The sequence below is a fragment of the Streptomyces sp. NPDC041970 genome, from assembly GCF_055588985.1.
In genome coordinates, this window is the sequence record NZ_JBVJCD010000055.1 from 14461 (window position 1) to 30347 (window position 15887).

A 15887-nucleotide genomic window follows, 5' to 3' on the forward strand; every position below is an offset into this window, starting at 1 on the left:
GGGCCGGGGGCGGGGACCACTCGGCCGAGTGAATCCGTCCATGAGGGGCGTCCCCGGTGGGCAGAAACGGTACGTCAGCGCTTCCCCCTCCAAGGCGGTGCCCATGCTCCACGGCGTCGACGTCAGCGCCTACCAGCCCTCCTACACCACCGACGGCCTCGACTTCGTCTTCGTCAAGGCCACCGAAGGCCGCACCTATGTGAACCCGCACCTCTCCGCGCAGGTGAAACGGGCACGGGACGCCGAGTGCGTCGTCGGCTTCTACCACTTCCTGTGGCCGGGCGACGTGGTGGACCAGGTCGCGTACTTCCTGGACCGGGCCCCGGTCGAGGCGGGCGACCTCCTCGCCGTCGACTGGGAGGGGACCGGCGGAGGGACGCGGGCGGACGACGCGGAGAAGGACCGCTTCCTCCGCGAGGTGAAACGGCGGCGGCCCGGCCACCGGGTCCTGCTCTACTGCAACCGCGCCTTCTGGCGCACCCACGACACCACCGGCCACGCGGGCGACGGGCTGTGGATCGCCGACTACGTCGACGCGGGCGAGCCGCGCGTCGACGCGCCCTGGCGCATCCACCAGTACACCGACGACCCCCTCGACCGGAACGTCGCGGACTTCCCCTCGGCGCGGGCGCTGCGCGACTGGGCCGCCGGATAGCGCCGGGGCGCTCCCCGCCCGCCGCCCCTCCCCCGACCGGCCGCCTCCCGCGGGCCCCTACCGACCCATACTTGACCTGCACATGATAGGTACGCGCTGTTCACGCCCGGTCCACGGTGCGTGTGGCAGGCTCCCGCTGACCACCCACCGCACCGGCGCCGCCGCGTCCCCGCGCCCAGGGGCCCGGCCCCGGCGTCCGCGTACCGGAGAGGACACCCCCATGTCCCGTCGCTCCTCGTTCTACGCGCGTCCACTGCTGGCCGCCGCGGCCTCCGTCGCCCTGCTGACCGGGACCGCGTCCGCCGTCCCGGTCGACGGATCGCCCGGCTCCCGCGTCTCCGCCTCCGCCTCCGCCTCCGCCCTCGACGACACGTACTACCGCACCGCCCTCGGCAAGTCCGGACCCGAGCTGAAGTCCGCCCTGCACACGATCATCAGCGCCCAGACCAAGCTCTCCTACAGCCGGGTGTGGGACGCCCTCAAGGCCACCGACGAGGACCCCGCCAACCCCTCCAACGTCGTCCTCCTGTACTCCGGGCGCTCCCAGTCCAAGAACGACAACGGCGGCGACGCCGACCAGTGGAACCGGGAGCACGTCTGGGCCAAGTCCCACGGCGACTTCGGCACCGCGACGGGTCCGGGCACCGACGTCCACCACCTGCGGCCGACGAACGTCACCGTCAACTCCATCCGCGGCAACAAGGACTTCGACAACGGCGGCGGCGAGCTGGGACAGGCCCCCGGCAACTACACCGACAACGACTCCTTCGAACCCCGCGACGCGGTCAAGGGCGACGTCGCCCGCATGATCCTCTACATGGCGGTGCGCTACGAGGGGAACGACTCCTTCGCCGACCTCGAACCCAACGACCGGGTGGGCAACGGGTCCGCGCCGAGGATGGGCAAGCTCTCCGTGCTGAAGCAGTGGAGCCAGGAGGACCCGCCGGACACGTTCGAGAAGCGCCGCAACGACGTCATATTCGAGCGCTTCCAGCACAACCGGAACCCGTTCATCGACCACCCGGAGTGGGTCGAGGCCATCTGGTAGGCGCGGTTCAGCGGTCCTCGGCCAGGGCCCGCGCGCAGCTCTCGACGGCATCCTCGCGGGTGGCGTGGCGCGGCAGGTCCTGGCCGGCGCCCGTCCGGACGGCGTCCGGCGGGCCCAGCACGCCGCGAGGGTCGACGACCGCCGCGTGCCGCCGGTCGGCGGCGAGCCGGCCCAGGCCCCGGTGCAGCAACGACAGGGCCACGGCGTCGACCGCCGTGACGTCGCGCAGATCGAGGACCACGGAGCCGCCGGGCCCGGAGCCGCACTCGTCGAGCGCGTACAGCACGCGCTCGGCGGCCGTGAAGTCGACGGCCCCCTGGGCGACGACGACTCCGACCCGGCCGCGCAGGGCCCGTTCGCTCCCGGTCGGGGGCGCGGAGGGCAGGTCGTCCGCCGTCGTGACCAGGGCGACGGTGGAGCCGGGCAGCGCGGGGTTGAGCATGAGGTGGAGCCCGTAGCGCTCCGAGAGCGCGCCGAGCGCGGCGCGGCCGCGCACCGACGTCCCGGTGGGGTCCAGCGGCGGGCTGTACGCGGCGAGTCCGAAGCGGGCGGGGCCCACCGCGATGAGGCCGCCGGACACCCCGCTCTTGGCGGGCAGGCCGATCCGCAGCAGCCACTCGCCGGAGCCGTCGTACATGCCGCAGGTGGCCATCACGGCGAGGACCCGCGCGGCGACCTCGGCGGAGACGACCCGCTCGCCGGTGACCGGGTTGACCCCGCCGTGGGCGAGCGTCGCGGCCATCGTGGCGAGGTCGACGGCGTTCACGCGCACCGCGCACTGCCGGAAGTACCGGTCCACCGCGAGGACCGGGTCGGCCGGCATCGTGCCGGTGCTGCGGATCAGGTAGGCGAGCGCCCGGTTGCGGTCCCCGGTGGACGACTCGGAGCGGTACGCCTCCTCGTCGACCTCCAGCGCGCGCCCGGCGAAGCGGCCGAGGCAGCGCAGGATGCGGTCGAAGGCGGAGGCGTCGCCGGCGTCGGGGACCAGGGCGGTGGCGACGATGGCGCCCGCGTTGACCATGGCGTTGGCGGGCCTGCCGGTGCCCGGTTCCAGGCTGATGGCGTTGAACGCGTCGCCGCTCGGCTCCGCGCCCACCCACCGGCTCACCTCCTCCAGGCCGAGGAGGGACAGGGCGAGGGCGTAGACGAAGGGCTTGGACACCGACTGGAGGGTGAAGGGCGCGTCGGCCTCCCCCGCGCTGTAGCGGTGCCCGTCCATGCTGACCAGGGCCAGCCCGAAGGCGTCCGGATCGGCGAGGGAGAGCGAGGGGATGTAGTCGGCCGGCCGCCCCTCCCGCAGGCTCCCGAACTCCGTGTGCAGCCCCCGGAGCGCGTCCGTCACCGCGTCCGCGGCGCTCACCCGCGCCGCCGCCGGGACGCAGGCGCCTTCGGCGCCGTGAGCACGTGCACCGCACCCGCCTCCTCACCCGGCGATCACCGACCCGTCCATCCTAGGATCGAACGGTGCGAAACGGCTCGTCGGAGCGTCCGCCCCGCGGACGCGGGCTCGGCGCCCCGCCCCCGCTCAGCCGAGGCGGCGGATCGGGTCCCCGTCCAGGAACGCCCGGATGTCCTCCACGGCCTGGCCGTAGTACAGCTCGTAGCTCGCCCGCGACACGTAGCCCAGGTGCGGGGTGGCCAGCAGGCGCGGGGCGGTGCGCATCGGGTGGTCGGCCGGGAGGGGTTCGGCGTCGAACACGTCGACCCCGGCCCCGGCGATGGCGCCCGCGTGGAGCGCGGCGAGCAGGGCGTCCTGGTCGACGACGGCCGCGCGGGAGGTGTTGACCAGGTAGGCGGTGGGGCGCATCAGCGCGAGTTCCGGCGCGCCGACGAGGCCGCGGGTCCGGTCGCTCAGGACCAGGTGGACGGAGACGAAGTCGCTGGACGCGAACAGCTCCTCCTTGGACGCGGCGAGCACGGCCCCGACCTCCTCGGCCCGTCGCGCGGTGAGGTTCTGGCTCCAGGCCAGCACGTCCATGCCGAAGGCCCGGCCCACCTGGGCCATCCGCCCGCCGATCTTCCCCAGGCCCAGGAGGCCGAGCCGGCGGCCGTGCAGGTCGGCTCCCAGCGTGGACTGCCAGGGCCCGTTCGCGCGGAGGGCCTCGTTCTCGGGGACGATGCCGCGCGCCAGGCCGAGCAGCAGCGCCCAGGTCAGTTCGAGGGGCGGGGCGGAGGAGCTGGCCGTGCCGCACACGACGACGCCGTGCCGCTCGGCGGCGGCGTAGTCGATGACGGTGTTGCGCATCCCGGAGGCGACGAGCAGCCGGAGCCGGGGCAGCCGGGCGAACAGCTCGGCCGGGAACGGCACCCGCTCGCGCAGGGTGACCACGATGTCGAAGTCCGCGAGGGCGGCGGCCTGTTCGTCCGGGGTGGCGAGGTGCTCGGCGAACGTCACGATCTCCACGTCGGCGCTGATCGGCGACCAGTCGACGACGGTGGCGGCCACCGACTGGAAGTCTTCTATCACGGCACAGCGCAGCTTCATGGGGGCTCTCTCCGTCGGTGCGGGCGTCGCCGCCCATGATCGCCCATAGGCCGTCGCCGTACGCCGGGAACCGGTCGGTGAGCGGGCCCGCGCCCCTCACTCCTCGGGGCCGTACCAGAGGGTGGTGGCGTTGCAGAACTCGCGGATGCCGTGTCCGGCGAGTTCGCGGCCGTAGCCGGAGCGCTTGACGCCGCCGAAGGGCAGGGCGGGGTGGGAGGCGGTCATGCCGTTGAAGAACACGCCGCCGGCCTCCAGGTCGCGGGCGCAGCGTTCCATCTCGGCGGGGTCGCGGGTCCAGACGTTGGAGCTGAGGCCGAACGGGGTGTCGTTGGCCAGGTGGACCGCCTCGTCGAGGTCGGCGGCCCGGTACAGCGTGGCGACCGGGCCGAAGGCCTCCTCGCGGTGGACGCGCATGGCGGCGGTGACCTGGGCGAGGACCGTGGGCTCGTAGAACCAGCCGTTCTCCAGCCCGCCGCCGAGCCCGGCGGGCCTCCGTCCGCCGCACAGCACCCCGGCCCCCCGCTCCACGGCGTCGTCGACCAGTTCCTCCAGGTCGGCGCGGCCCCGCTCGGTGGCGAGCGGCCCGACGTCGGTGGACTCCTCCAGCGGGTCCCCGACGGTCAGGGCCCTCATGCCGGCGGTGAAGCGCTCGGCGAAGGCGTCGTACACGTCGGTGTGGACGATGAACCGCTTGGCGGCGATGCAGGACTGGCCGTTGTTCTGGACGCGTGCGGTGACGGCGGTGGCGGCGGCCTTCTCCACGTCCGCCGAGGGCAGGACGAGGTAGGGGTCGCTGCCGCCGAGTTCCAGGACGGTCTTCTTCACCTCGCCGCCCGCGGTGGAGGCGACGGAGCGGCCCGCCGGTTCGCTGCCGGTGAGGGTGGCCGCGGCGACGCGCGGGTCCCGCAGGACCGCGTCGACGGCGTCGGAGCCGATCAGCAGCGTACGGAAGCACCCCGCGGGGAAGCCGGCCCGGTGGAAGAGGTCCTCCAGGTAGAGCGCGGTCCGCGGCACGTTGGAGGCGTGCTTGAGGAGTCCGACGTTGCCCGCCATGAGGGCGGGGGCGGCGAAGCGCACCACCTGCCACAGCGGGAAGTTCCACGGCATCACGGCGAGCACGACGCCCAGGGGGCGGTAGCGGACGAGGGCGCGGACGGCCCCGGAGTCGCGCACGTCGCCGGGGTCAGGGTGCTCGTCGGCGAGCAGTTCCTCGCCGTGGGCGGCGTACCAGCGCATCGCCTTCGCGCACTTGGCGGCCTCGGCGCGGGCCGCCGCGACGGGCTTGCCCATCTCGACGGTCATGGTGCGGGCGACGGCGTCGCGGTCCTCGTCGAGGAGGTCGGCGGCCCGGTCCAGCCAGGCCGCCCGCCGGTCGAACGGGGTCGTGCGGTGGTGGCGGAAGGCGTCCGCGGCCGCGGCGATCGCGCGTTCGGTCGCCTCGCCGTCGAGGGCGTCGTAGGACGCGATCAGTTCGCCGTTCGCGGGGTTGACCGTGGCGATGGGCATGGCAGTGGCCTCCTTGCGTCGGTACGTCGACCGCGCCGCGCCCGTCCGCGCGACGCGGCCCTCCCCGGCGCGTATCCGGCCGGTGCGGATCACGCGCGGCGGGGGGGGTGCGTGCGCCGGGGGGCGCGGTGCGCGGTCAGACGAGGTAGGGCAGGACCTTGTCGGGGGTGAGGGGGAGGTCGCGCAGCCGGGCCCCGGTGGCGTGGCGCACCGCGTTGGCGATGGCGGCGGCGGTGCCGACGATGCCGATCTCCCCGATGCCCTTGCTGCCCATCGGGTTGAGGTGGCGGTCGTCCTCGTCGATCCAGTGGGCCTGGACGTCGTCGGTGTCGGCGCAGACCGGCACGTGGTAGGCGGCGAGGTCCTTGGCGGTGAAGTCGCCGAAGAGCGGGTCGAGGGCGGAGCCCTCGGTGAGCGCCATGCCGATGCCCATGATCATGCCGCCGGTGAACTGGGAGCGCGCGGTGCGGGCGTTGAGGATGCGCCCGGCGGCGTACACGCCGAGCAGACGGCGTACGCGCACCTCGCCGGTGACGGCGTCGACGGCCGTCTCGGCGAAGTGCGCGCCGAACGCGTGCCGGGCGTACGGGGATTCGGCCTCCGTCTCCTCCTGGGTGTCGGCGGTCGCGGTGATCCCCCCGGCGGGGAGCGGGCCGGTGCGGTCGGCGAGCCGGGCGGCGAGTTCGGCGGCGGCCTTGTGCACCGCCCAGCCCCAGGAGGCGGTGCCCGAGGAGCCGCCGGCCAGCGGGGCCCTGGGCAGGGCGGTGGAGCCGATGGCGATCTCGACGGCGTCCGGGGCCGTGCCGAGCGCGTCGGCGGCGATCTGGGCCAGGACGGTGCGGGCCCCGGTGCCGATGTCGGTGGCGTTGACCTCGACGCGGTACGTGCCGTCCGGGGCCGCGTGGGCGCTCGCCGCGGAGCGGGACACGAGGACCGGGTAGGTGGCGGAGGCGACGCCCGTGCCGAGCAGCCACCGCCCCTCCCGGCGGGTGGCGGGCCGCGGGTCGCGGCCGTGCCAGCCGAACCGGTCCGCGCCCTCGCGCAGGCAGGCGGCCAGGCCGCGGCTGCTGAAGGGGCGGCCGCTGTCCGGCTCGGTGCGCGGATCGTTGCGCAGCCGCAGCTCGACCGGGTCGATCCCGAGGGCGCAGGCCAGTTCGTCCATCGCGCACTCCAGGGCGTACATCCCCGAGGCCTCCCCCGGTGCGCGCATCCAGGAGGGGGTGGGCACGTTCAGGGCGACGACGCGGTGCGCGGTGCGGCTGTGGGGTGAGGCGTACATGACGCGGGCGGGGACGGCGGCCTGTTCGACGAACTCCTTCAGGGTGGAGGTCCGGGTGGCGACCTCGTGGCTGACCGCGGTGAGCGTGCCGTCGAGGTCCGCGCCCAGCCGGACCCGCTGCACGGTGGGCGCCCGGTGTCCGACGACCTCCGCCAACTGGTTGCGGGGGAAGGCCAGTGCGACCGGCCGCCCGGTGTGCCGGGCGGCCATCGCGGCGAGGACGGCCTGGGGGCGCGTGGTGCCCTTGGACCCGAAGCCCCCGCCGACGTGCTCGGACACGACGGTGATCCGGTCCGGGTCCAGGGCGAGGACGCGGGCGAGGTCGTCGCGCACGGTGGCGGACCCCTGGCTGGAGTCGTGGACGGTCAGGCGCCCGTCCGCCCACGCGGCGGTGGCGGCGTGCGGCTCCATGGGGTGGTTGTGCTGGGCCTCCATGCGGTAGACGGCGTCGATCCGCACCGGCGCGGCCGCCAGCGCCCGGTCCACGTCGCCGCGCTCCCGGACGGCCGGGTAGCCGCCGTTGGCCTCCTCGGGGGTGTAGAGGCCGGGGTGGTCCTCGGTGAGGGTCACGTCGTACGCGTCGCGTTCGTAGCTGATCAGCAGCCGCCCGGCCCCCGTCCGGGCCGCCTCGACGCTCTCGGCGATCACGAGGGCGATCGGCCAGCCGTGGTTGGGGACCCGGTCGTCCTGGAGCAGCCACAGCGTCGGGTCGTCGGGCTTCTGGAGCCGGGGCGCGTTGTCGTGGGTGAGCACGGTGTGGACGCCGGGGACGGCCAGGGCGTCGACGGCCCGTACGGCGGTGACGCGCCCGGCCGCGACGGTGGCCGGGACGGGCCAGGCGTACAGGCAGCCGGGCGGGGCGGCGTCCATCGCGTAGCGCGCGGCGCCGGCGGCCTTCTCCCCGGCCTCTCTGCGGACGACGGGCGCACCGGGGAACTGCGGGGCGTGGGTCATGGCGGTGGTCCTCGGGTCGATGGGGCGGGCGGGGGCGGCCGGGGCCGGGTCAGCCGGTGCGTCCGGCCGGTTCCCCGGCCAGCTCGCCGAGCACGTCCAGGGCCAGGCGGCGGGCGAGGTCCACCTTGAAGGCGTTGTCGCGCAGCGGCCGGGCCTGCGCCAGCTCCGCCTCCACGGCGCGTGCGAACGCCTCGGGGGAGGCGGGCGCCCCCAGCAGCTCGGCCTCGGCCCGGCGCGCCCGCCAGGGCCGGTGCGCGACGCCGCCGAAGGCGAGGGCGGCGTGCGCGACACGCCCGCCGTCCACCCGGAGGGCCGCGGCGACGGAGACCAGCGCGAAGGCGTACGAGGCCCGGTCGCGGGCCTTGCGGTAGCGGGAGGGCGTGCCCGGCTCCACGGGCGGGAGCACCACCTCGGTGATGAGTTCGCCGGGTCTGATGACGGTGTCCTGGTCCGGGTTCCGCCCCGGCAGCCGGTGGAAGTCGGTGACGGGGACGGCCCGTTCGCCCTCGGGCCCGAGCAGCAGCACGGTGGCGTCGAGCGCCGCCAGGGCCACGGCCATGTCGGAGGGGTTGGTCGCCACGCACTCCTCGGAGTGGCCGAGGACGGCGAGGTCGCGGTGGGTCCCCTCGATGGCGGGGCAGCCGGAGCCGGGGACCCGCTTGTTGCAGGGTTTGGAGACGTCCTGGAAGTAGCGGCACCGGGTGCGCTGGAGGAGGTTGCCGGCGGTGGTGGCGGTGTTGCGGAGCTGCCCGGAGGCCCCGGCCAGCAGCGCCTGCGACAGCGCGGGGTAGCGCTCGCGCACGTCGGGGTGGGCGGCGAGGTCGCTGTTGCGGACGGCCGCCCCGACGGCGAGGCCGCCGTCCGCCGTGCGGGCGATGCGGTCCAGCGGCAGCCGGGCGACGTCGACGAGGAGGCGGGGCGCCTCGACGCCGAGCTTCATCAGGTCCACCAGGTTGGTGCCGCCGCCCAGGAAGCGGGCTCCCTCGCTCGCGGCGCAGAGCCGTACGGCCTCCTCGGCGGTGGCGGGTCGGACATAGCCGAACGGTTTCACCGGATCACGTCCTCGATCGCTTCGACGATCCGGGGGTAGGCCCCGCACCGGCACAGATTGCCGCTCATCCGTTCCCGGATCTCGGCGGCGTCCAGCTCCGCCGGCGCGCCGGGCGGGGCGTTCGGCGGGGTGGCGTGGGAGGGGAAGCCGTCGGCCGCCTCCTGGATCATCCCGGCGGCCGAGCAGAGCTGGCCGGGGGTGCAGAACCCGCACTGGAGGGCGTCCCGTTCGACGAACGCGCGTTGCAGGGGGTGCGGGGCGTCGCCGTCGGCGAGCCCTTCCACGGTGGTGACGGCGGCGCCGTCCTGGGCGACGGCGAGCAGCAGGCAGCTGTTGGCCCGCCGCCCGTCGACCAGGACGGTGCAGGCGCCGCACTGGCCGTGGTCGCAGCCCTTCTTCGCGCCGGTGAGGCCGAGCCGGTCCCGCAGCGTGTCCAGGAGGGTGGCGCGGTGGTCGAGCGTGAGGGTCGTCGGCTCGCCGTTGACGTCCAGGGTCACGGTGGAGTGTTCGTCGGCGACCGGTTCCGGTCCGGGGTTCACCCCGAGGGCGAGGGAGTCCATGGGCGTTGCCTTTCGCTTCGCTGCGGGGCCCGTCGCCCCTGCCGTGTGCCGTGGTGGCGCGGTCGGGGTTCAGCGGCTCTCCAGCCGCAGCCGGACCTCCTGCTCCTGGTCTCCGGCGGCCGTGCCGACGACGCTCACGGCGAACGCCCCGGTGAGGTGGGAGCGCAGCCGGTCGACGGCCCGGTAGCCGCCCTGGGCGTCCACGGTGACGGGGGCGGACAGGCGGGCGGGGGTGGCCGCGGCCCGCGGTTCCGCCACGTCGACGGTGGTGACCCAGACGGTCGGGCGGGGGCCCGAGGACTCCTCGGGGGTGTCGCCCGCCGGGCGGTCGGAGTCGAAGGCCGCGGCGAGGACGTCGAACACGGTCTGCGCGTCCTGTGTGTCGCACCGGCTGAGCGAGACCACGACCGCGCGGTCCGCCGCGTGGTCCTCGACGTTCTGCTCGGGTGTGCTGTTCACCATGGTTCCTTCCGCTGGGGGCGCCGGCCGTCGGGGGGCGTCGCGCGCCGGGCCGGCGGCGGCGCGCGACGGGTGCCTGGGAGGTCTAGAGGTCGCGCAGGGCGGGCAGGAGAGTCGTCCTCGCCCAGTCGATGAAGGAGCGCTGATGATCGCCGCCCACCTGCACCAGGGCGACCTCGTCGAATCCGGCGTCGGTGTAGGCCCGCACCGCGTCCACGAACGCGTCGACGTCGCTGCCGCAGGGGATCGCCTCGGCGACGTCCTCGCGGCGGACGTACTGGGTGGCCTGGTCGAAGGCGGCCGGGCCGGGCAGCTCGGAGTTGACCTTCCAGCCGCCCACCGACCAGCGGAACTGCTCGTGGGCGCGGGCGATCGCGGCGTCCCGGTCGGGGTCGTAGCAGACGGGGAGCTGGCCGACGCGGGGCTTGCCCGAACCGCCGTGCCGGTCGAACGCGTCGAGCAGGGAGCTCTTGGGCTCGGTCGCGATCACCAGGTCGGCGTGGTTCCCGGCGAGTTCGCAGGAGGCCGGGCCGGAGACCGCGACGCCCAGCGGGACCGGTGTCTCGGGCAGGTCCCACAGCCGGGCGTTCTCCACGTCGAAGTGGGCGCCGTGGTGGTTGAGGGTGTGCCCCTCCAGCAGCGGCCGGATGATCTCGACGGCTTCCTCCAGCATGTCCAGCCGTACGTGGGCGGCCGGCCAGCCGCCGCCGACGACGTGCTCGTTGAGGTTCTCCCCGGAGCCGAGGCCGAGCCTGAACCGGCCCTCGGCGAGGATCTGCAGCGTCGCGGCCTTCTGGGCGATGACGGCGGGGTGGTAGCGGGTGGTCGGGCAGGTCACGTACGTCATGAGGCCGATGCGCGAGGTGGCCTGCGCCGCCGCGCCGAGGACCGCCCACGCGTACGGGGCGTGGCCCTGCTCCGCGAGCCAGGGGAAGTAGTGGTCGGAGGTGACCGAGAAGTCGAAGCCCGCCTCCTCGGCGGCCACCACGTCCCCCACGAGCTCACGCGGTCCGGTCTGTTCCGTCATCATCGTGTAGCCGATTCGCACCATGCGAAACGCTTTTCCGATGAGATCCCTATAAAACATGAATTGCTGTGAATAGCTGAGTGACACCCATCCCTCGGGGTATGCGCCCACCATGGATGTTCTCAGTGAAGTACAGATGGCCGCCGCGGTTCCGCTGGCGGACGGCGCCGGCCCCACCGGGCTCCTCCTCCCCATCGCGGGGCTCGCCGTCGTCGCCGTGCTGATCGGCGGCTTCATCCTCGGAAAGCGCAAGCGCGACACCGAGCTGCCGCCGCCCAAGCCCTCCGAGCAGCCGCACAAACCGGCCCGGCGCACCCATGTCGAGGAGCACGACGTCCACTCCTCCGACCGGTTCCGCGAGGACGGCCGCGCCCTGTCCCCGTACGAGCTGAAGGACCACGGCAACGATCCCCTTCCGCCCGACTCTGACACCCCGCGCGGTTGACGGGTCCGCGTTGCGCGACGGGGCGGGGCGTTCGACGCTGGTTCTCGGACCGCGGGCGGTGGCGCAGGCCCCCCGCCCCTCGTAGAAGGCAGTGCACCATGACCGACAGCGAACCCAGCACGGCGTCGGCGGCCCCCATGACGGGGCCGGCGGCGCCGTGCTGGGTCACCCTCATGACACGGGAGCCGGAGACCGCCCAGCGGTTCTACTCCCGTGTCCTCGGCTGGTCGTTCCGCGCCGGGCGGCTCGGCGCGGAGTACGCCGTGGCCCGCCTCGACGGAGTGCCGGTCGCGGGCGTCGTCACCGTCTCCTCCGCCTACCGGGCCGCGGTCGCGTGGACGCCGTACTTCTCGGTGGAGGACGCCGACGAGGCCGCGGCGCGGGTCCGCGAGCGCAGCGGCACCGTGGCGGTGGGTCCGCTGGCGCTCGGCAAGGGCCGTGGGGTGCTGGCCTCGGACCGGGACGGGGCGGCCTTCGGCCTCTGGGAGCGCACCGAGCCGTCCTCCTCCCCGCCGGCCCCCGACGGCCACGCGCACGCCTGGCTGCGGCTGCGGACCCGCGACGCCTTCGACGCGGCGATCTTCTACGGCGAGGTGCTCGACTGGGCGAGCGGGCGGCCGGGTTGCTGCGACGTCGCGTACGAGGGCGAGGAGGTCATCGTGCGCTGCGGTGGCCGCCCGCTGGCCCGGATCAGCTCGGGAGCCGTCGAGGCCGCGGGCGACCCCCTGGTGCGTCCGCACTGGCAGGTCCAGTTCCCGGTGGCGGATCTGGCGGCGGCCGTCGCGGCGGCCGTCGGGGACGGCGGCGCGCTCGTCGAGGAGCGCGCCGTCCTCGGGGGCACGGAGGTCACGCTGCGGGACCCGGCCGGCGCGCACTTCGCGGTGACCGACGTGCGCACGCCGATGGGCTCGGACGCCGCTCAGGGGTGAGCGCCCCCCTCGTCGGCGTCGTCGTCCCCGTCGGACGCGGCGTCCTCGGGGGGCCCGGAGCGGCCGCGGGCCAGGGCCCACAGGGGGAAGAGGTACCAGCAGGCCAGGAACCACAGGGCCATCGCGCCGACCAGGTACAGGGCGAGCTGGTTGTGCAGGGCGACGCGCATGATCAGCAGGAGCGTCGAGCACATCGTGCAGAAGAGCAGCAGTATGCCGAGCACGGTCAGCCGGGACGCCCAGACGACCGTCTGCGGCTTCAGCCGGCGGCCGGTGAGGAGCCGGTGGAAGGAGACGGGCCCGATGAGCGTCGCCGCGGTCGCCGACCCCAGCATGACCGTCACCACGTAGATGTTGCGGTCGATGTCCGGCAGCTCCGCGAACCTCGGCTGGAAGACCACGGCGAGCAGGAAGCCGAAGAGGATCTGCACCCCGGTCTGGGCCACGCGCAGTTCCTGGAGCAGCTCCGTCCACCTCCGGTCCGCCCGCTCCTCCTCGGTCTCCCGTCGGCCTCTGCTGGGTATCACGCGCTCTCCCTCTCGTCACCGGCCGGGCGGTTGCGGTGTCCGCCCCTGACCGGTTGTGACGCGTGCCCGCTGCAGCGGGGATCAATCCCGGTGGACCGCCGCGTACGGCAGAGCCTAGGATCGCCCGCACGGCATCGCGCGTCGGTCACCGGCCGGGTGAGGCGTGGAGGTAGCCCGTGAGATGCCCGTTGGAGGCATTCCACCGTGTCAGTCGAGTTGAACCACACCATCGTCCACTGCCTTGACAACCGCGAGTCCGCCGAGTTCCTGGCGGAGCTGCTGGACCTGGAGGTCGGACCCCAGTGGGGCCCGTTCCTGCCCGTCGTCCTCGCGAACGGCGTCACCCTGGACTTCGCGACGAACCCCGCCGCGTCCACCACCCCGCAGCACTACGCCTTCCTCGTCTCGGAGGCGGAGTTCGACGCCGCGTTCGCGCGGATCGAGGCCCGCGGGATCCAGTATTTCGCCGATCCGCACGGCAGGCTCCCCGGCGAGATCAACCGCAACGACGGGGGCCGGGGCGTGTACTTCCCCGACCCGAGCGGTCACGGTCTGGAGCTGATCACCCGCCCGTACGGCGGCTGACCTCCGCCGGGGCGACCCGGCGGCGACCCCGGGGGGGGGGGGGGGGCGGGGGGGGGGGGGGGAGGGGGCGGGGGGGGGGGGGGGGGTGGGGGGGGGGGGGGGGGGGGGGTGGGGGGGGGGAGGGGAGGGGGGAGGGTCGTCTCCCCCCCCCCCCCCCCCCCCCCCCCCCCCCCCCCCCCCCCCCCCCGCCCCCCCCCCCCCCCCCCCCCCCCCCCCCCGCGGGCGTCCGGCGCGGCCCGTGCGCTCAGCCGGTCGGGAGCAGGAGTTCGGGGCGGTCCCAGAGCACGGCGGGCGGGTTGGCCCGGACCGTGCCGACGCGTTCGGCGCCCATCTCGCGGTAGAAGCCCTCGGCGGGCGGGTGGGAGACGATCCGGACGCCGTCCAGTCCGGCCTCCCGCGCCTCCCGGCGCAGGTGGTCGACGAGCAGGCGGCCGATGCCGAGCCCCTGGGCGCCGTCCGCGACGAAGAGCAGGTCCAGTTCGGCCGGGTCGAGCAGCAGCGCGTAGAAGCCGAGGACCCGATCCGTCCCGCCCTCGGCGGCGACGAAGACCCGGTGCGCCGCGATGTAGTCCGGCCCGATCCGGTAGCCCTCGACCATCGACGCGTACGGCCCCTCGTAGGCGCCGGACGTGCGGACCAGCCGGGTGAGCCGGCCGGCGTCGCCCGCCGCGGCCCGGCGGATCAGCACGTCCGCCGCGGCGGGGGCGCGCCCGCGCCCCCTCTTCCCTGTTCCCATACGGCGAGTATCACGCACCGGGGCCGCGGGGCTCTCGGGCCGGGCGGCGGTCCGCGCGCCGGCGGCGGACGTCTCCTCGACGTCGAAGGGACGGGGCGTCGAGCGGCGGGCCCTCGGGCGGCGTCCGCAGCGCCCGTCCGAGGTTCCCTCTCACCTCGGCGGCCGGCAGCCGGGCGAGGTCGCCGCGCCGCTCGTCCTCGTGGATCCGCCGGTCGACCCAGGAGGCGGAGCCGACTCCCGGTGTTCCCGCCCGGTCGTCGCCGCCCTCCGGCGCGCTTCGCCCCGTCCCCCTCGCGGCACGAGGCCGCCGCTCACCGAGCGGTGGCCTCGATGGGCGATACGGGGGTACACGAACCCCTGCACGCCGCCCGGCGGTTGGACCGCCGGGCCCGTATCGGAAGGGGTTGAGCACGTGCGACAGCAGAGTTACGCAACCGTCGGGGCGCGCGGGGGGCGGCGGTCGTGAAGACGACGATCATCATCATCGCCGTGGTGGTCGCGGTGGCCGTCGCCGCGTTCCTCCTCCTGCGGAAGCGCCCGCTCGGCGGCCGCGGGCTGCGCGGCCGCTTCGGCCCGGAGTACGACCGCGTGGTCGCCCGGCACGGCGGCGACACGGACGCCGCCGAACGCGAGCTGGACGAGCGGGTGAGGCGGCACGGGCACTTGGAGGCGCGACCGCTCGGCGAGGAGGCCCGCACGCGGTACGCCGCCCGCTGGGCGAGCGCCCAGGAGCTCTTCGTCCAGTCGCCCCAGCAGGCGCTGGCGGAGGCCGACGCCCTCCTGGCCGACCTGTCGCGCGACCGCGGCTTCCCGGACGGCCACAGCTTCGAGGACCACACCGACGCGCTCTCCGTCCACCACGCCTCGCACGTCGAGGGCTACCGCCGGCTGCACGCCGCGCGCGGCGGGGAGCGGAGCACCGAGGAGATGCGCGAGGCGCTGGTCGGGGCCCGCGGGCTCTTCGACGCGCTGCTCTCGGCCGGCCCCGCGAAGCGGACGCACCGCAACCGACACCTGGTGAAGGGAAACTCCACATCATGACCATCAAGCGGATACCGGACTCGACGACGCACATTCCGGGCCAGGCCGACCGCTCCGGCCCCGTCGGCGCGGACGCCCCCCTGACACAGGAGCACACGACAGCCGCGGACTCGGGCCGGGGGACGGCTCCCGCCGCCCCCGCCGAGCCGGGCCGTTCGGTCCCGCAGGGCGCGCCCGCCGCCGACCGCGCCCACGCCGGGAGCGGAGCGGACGCCGGACAGCCGCTCTTCGACCCCGCGGAGCGGGAGGCGTTCGCCGTACGCCTGCGGGAGGCCGTGGCCGGGTTCGTGGAGGACCCGCACCGGGCGGTGCGGGAGGCCGACGCCGCGTTCGAGGAGGTCGTCGCGGGGCTCGTCTCGGGCCTGGAGGAGCGTCGGCGGCGGCTGCGCTCGGCCGGCGGCGAGGGCGGCGGCGCGGGGGGCGGGACCGAGGAGCTGCGGCTCGCGCTGCAGGACTACCGCGACCTGACGGAGCGTCTTGTCCGGCTGTAGAGGGGCCACGCCCCGCGGCGCGCGAGGGGGGGGGGGGGGGGGGGGGGGGGGGGGGGGGCCGGGCGCGCATGGCCCGCCGCTCGCCCCATCCCGCCGCCCACGCCTTGCG

Annotated in this window: 17 protein-coding genes; 7 read left to right on the forward strand and 10 right to left on the reverse strand. The window is 75.2% G+C overall.

What is annotated here, in order from left to right; translation table 11 throughout:
* Positions 1 to 103 precede the first annotated feature (103 nt).
* The gene (locus ACZ6EJ_RS22595) at positions 104 to 655 is read left to right on the forward strand and encodes a GH25 family lysozyme (protein WP_469269522.1); all 552 of its coding nucleotides are present in this window, start codon (positions 104 to 106) and stop codon (positions 653 to 655) included.
* A 220-nt stretch (positions 656 to 875) separates the two neighbouring features.
* Positions 876 to 1703, forward strand: coding sequence for an endonuclease I family protein (locus ACZ6EJ_RS22600; RefSeq protein ID WP_469269524.1), 828 nt, complete (start codon positions 876 to 878; stop codon positions 1701 to 1703).
* Between the two features lie 7 nt (positions 1704 to 1710).
* Here ACZ6EJ_RS22600 and glsA read toward each other — a convergent pair whose 3' ends face one another.
* From glsA to ACZ6EJ_RS22640, 8 genes are all read right to left on the reverse strand, one after another.
* Positions 1711 to 3063, reverse strand: a complete 1353-nt coding sequence (gene glsA / locus ACZ6EJ_RS22605; RefSeq protein WP_469269526.1) for a glutaminase A — start codon at positions 3061 to 3063, stop codon at positions 1711 to 1713.
* 165 nt (positions 3064 to 3228) lie between these two features.
* On the reverse strand, positions 3229 to 4188 hold the full coding sequence (locus tag ACZ6EJ_RS22610) for a D-2-hydroxyacid dehydrogenase family protein (protein ID WP_469269528.1): 960 nt from the start codon (positions 4186 to 4188) through the stop codon (positions 3229 to 3231).
* A 96-nt stretch (positions 4189 to 4284) separates the two neighbouring features.
* Positions 4285 to 5694, reverse strand: coding sequence for an NADP-dependent succinic semialdehyde dehydrogenase (locus tag ACZ6EJ_RS22615; protein ID WP_469269529.1), 1410 nt, complete (start codon positions 5692 to 5694; stop codon positions 4285 to 4287).
* 136 nt (positions 5695 to 5830) lie between these two features.
* Complete coding sequence (locus tag ACZ6EJ_RS22620) at positions 5831 to 7927, reverse strand: xanthine dehydrogenase family protein molybdopterin-binding subunit (protein WP_469269531.1); 2097 nt, start codon at positions 7925 to 7927, stop codon at positions 5831 to 5833.
* A 49-nt stretch (positions 7928 to 7976) separates the two neighbouring features.
* Entirely contained in the window at positions 7977 to 8978 is a 1002-nt protein-coding gene (locus ACZ6EJ_RS22625; protein WP_469269533.1) for an FAD binding domain-containing protein, read from the reverse strand.
* On the reverse strand, positions 8975 to 9538 hold the full coding sequence (locus tag ACZ6EJ_RS22630; protein ID WP_469269535.1) for a (2Fe-2S)-binding protein: 564 nt from the start codon (positions 9536 to 9538) through the stop codon (positions 8975 to 8977). Before ACZ6EJ_RS22630 ends, ACZ6EJ_RS22625 begins: the two co-directional genes overlap by 4 nt.
* A 69-nt stretch (positions 9539 to 9607) precedes the next feature.
* Positions 9608 to 9997 carry a hypothetical protein gene (locus ACZ6EJ_RS22635; protein ID WP_469269554.1) on the reverse strand — a complete coding sequence of 130 codons (390 nt, stop codon included), beginning with the start codon at positions 9995 to 9997 and terminating at the stop codon, positions 9608 to 9610.
* Positions 9998 to 10082: 85 nt separating this feature from the next.
* Positions 10083 to 11048: an LLM class F420-dependent oxidoreductase gene (locus ACZ6EJ_RS22640; RefSeq protein ID WP_469269537.1), complete on the reverse strand. Its 966-nt coding sequence runs from the start codon at positions 11046 to 11048 to the stop codon at positions 10083 to 10085.
* 88 nt (positions 11049 to 11136) lie between these two features.
* Here ACZ6EJ_RS22640 and ACZ6EJ_RS22645 point away from each other — a divergent pair, with 88 nt between their 5' ends.
* Positions 11137 to 11469 carry a DUF6479 family protein gene (locus ACZ6EJ_RS22645; protein WP_469269538.1) on the forward strand — a complete coding sequence of 111 codons (333 nt, stop codon included), beginning with the start codon at positions 11137 to 11139 and terminating at the stop codon, positions 11467 to 11469.
* Positions 11470 to 11567: 98 nt separating this feature from the next.
* Complete coding sequence (locus ACZ6EJ_RS22650; protein ID WP_469269540.1) at positions 11568 to 12398, forward strand: VOC family protein; 831 nt, start codon at positions 11568 to 11570, stop codon at positions 12396 to 12398.
* Here the strand turns inward: ACZ6EJ_RS22650 and ACZ6EJ_RS22655 are convergent.
* A complete protein-coding gene (locus tag ACZ6EJ_RS22655; protein WP_469269541.1) occupies positions 12389 to 12925 on the reverse strand; it encodes a DUF6328 family protein in 537 nt (178 codons plus the stop codon). The two genes, ACZ6EJ_RS22650 and ACZ6EJ_RS22655, sit on opposite strands and share 10 nt — an antisense overlap.
* 204 nt (positions 12926 to 13129) lie before the next feature.
* Here ACZ6EJ_RS22655 and ACZ6EJ_RS22660 point away from each other — a divergent pair, with 204 nt between their 5' ends.
* Entirely contained in the window at positions 13130 to 13510 is a 381-nt protein-coding gene (locus ACZ6EJ_RS22660) for a VOC family protein (RefSeq protein WP_469269542.1), read from the forward strand.
* Between the two features lie 244 nt (positions 13511 to 13754).
* Here ACZ6EJ_RS22660 and ACZ6EJ_RS22665 read toward each other — a convergent pair whose 3' ends face one another.
* The gene (locus ACZ6EJ_RS22665) at positions 13755 to 14246 is read right to left on the reverse strand and encodes a GNAT family N-acetyltransferase (protein WP_469269544.1); all 492 of its coding nucleotides are present in this window, start codon (positions 14244 to 14246) and stop codon (positions 13755 to 13757) included.
* A gap of 462 nt (positions 14247 to 14708) precedes the next feature.
* On the opposite strand from ACZ6EJ_RS22665, the gene ACZ6EJ_RS22670 reads away from it, so the two are divergent.
* Positions 14709 to 15287 (forward strand): hypothetical protein, encoded by a 579-nt coding sequence (locus tag ACZ6EJ_RS22670; RefSeq protein ID WP_469269545.1) that lies wholly within the window; start codon positions 14709 to 14711, stop codon positions 15285 to 15287.
* Positions 15284 to 15778 (forward strand): hypothetical protein, encoded by a 495-nt coding sequence (locus tag ACZ6EJ_RS22675; RefSeq protein ID WP_469269546.1) that lies wholly within the window; start codon positions 15284 to 15286, stop codon positions 15776 to 15778. The genes ACZ6EJ_RS22670 and ACZ6EJ_RS22675 overlap by 4 nt, the downstream gene beginning before the upstream one ends.
* The last annotated feature ends 109 nt before the right edge of the window (positions 15779 to 15887 follow it).

Excerpts from the sequence above, each read along its gene's own strand:
- ACZ6EJ_RS22620 (WP_469269531.1), bottom strand. The coding sequence starts at position 7,927 with ATGACCCACGCCCCGCAGTTCCCCGGTGCGCCCGTCGTCCGCAGAGAG.
- ACZ6EJ_RS22675 (WP_469269546.1), top strand. The coding sequence starts at position 15,284 with ATGACCATCAAGCGGATACCGGACTCGACGACGCACATTCCGGGCCAG.
- ACZ6EJ_RS22645 (WP_469269538.1), top strand. The coding sequence starts at position 11,137 with ATGGATGTTCTCAGTGAAGTACAGATGGCCGCCGCGGTTCCGCTGGCG.
- ACZ6EJ_RS22640 (WP_469269537.1), bottom strand. The coding sequence starts at position 11,048 with ATGGTGCGAATCGGCTACACGATGATGACGGAACAGACCGGACCGCGT.
- ACZ6EJ_RS22630 (WP_469269535.1), bottom strand. The coding sequence starts at position 9,538 with ATGGACTCCCTCGCCCTCGGGGTGAACCCCGGACCGGAACCGGTCGCC.
- ACZ6EJ_RS22610 (WP_469269528.1), bottom strand. The coding sequence starts at position 4,188 with ATGAAGCTGCGCTGTGCCGTGATAGAAGACTTCCAGTCGGTGGCCGCC.
- ACZ6EJ_RS22600 (WP_469269524.1), top strand. The coding sequence starts at position 876 with ATGTCCCGTCGCTCCTCGTTCTACGCGCGTCCACTGCTGGCCGCCGCG.
- ACZ6EJ_RS22595 (WP_469269522.1), top strand. The coding sequence starts at position 104 with ATGCTCCACGGCGTCGACGTCAGCGCCTACCAGCCCTCCTACACCACC.
- ACZ6EJ_RS22650 (WP_469269540.1), top strand. The coding sequence starts at position 11,568 with ATGACCGACAGCGAACCCAGCACGGCGTCGGCGGCCCCCATGACGGGG.
- ACZ6EJ_RS22665 (WP_469269544.1), bottom strand. The coding sequence starts at position 14,246 with ATGGGAACAGGGAAGAGGGGGCGCGGGCGCGCCCCCGCCGCGGCGGAC.
- ACZ6EJ_RS22615 (WP_469269529.1), bottom strand. The coding sequence starts at position 5,694 with ATGCCCATCGCCACGGTCAACCCCGCGAACGGCGAACTGATCGCGTCC.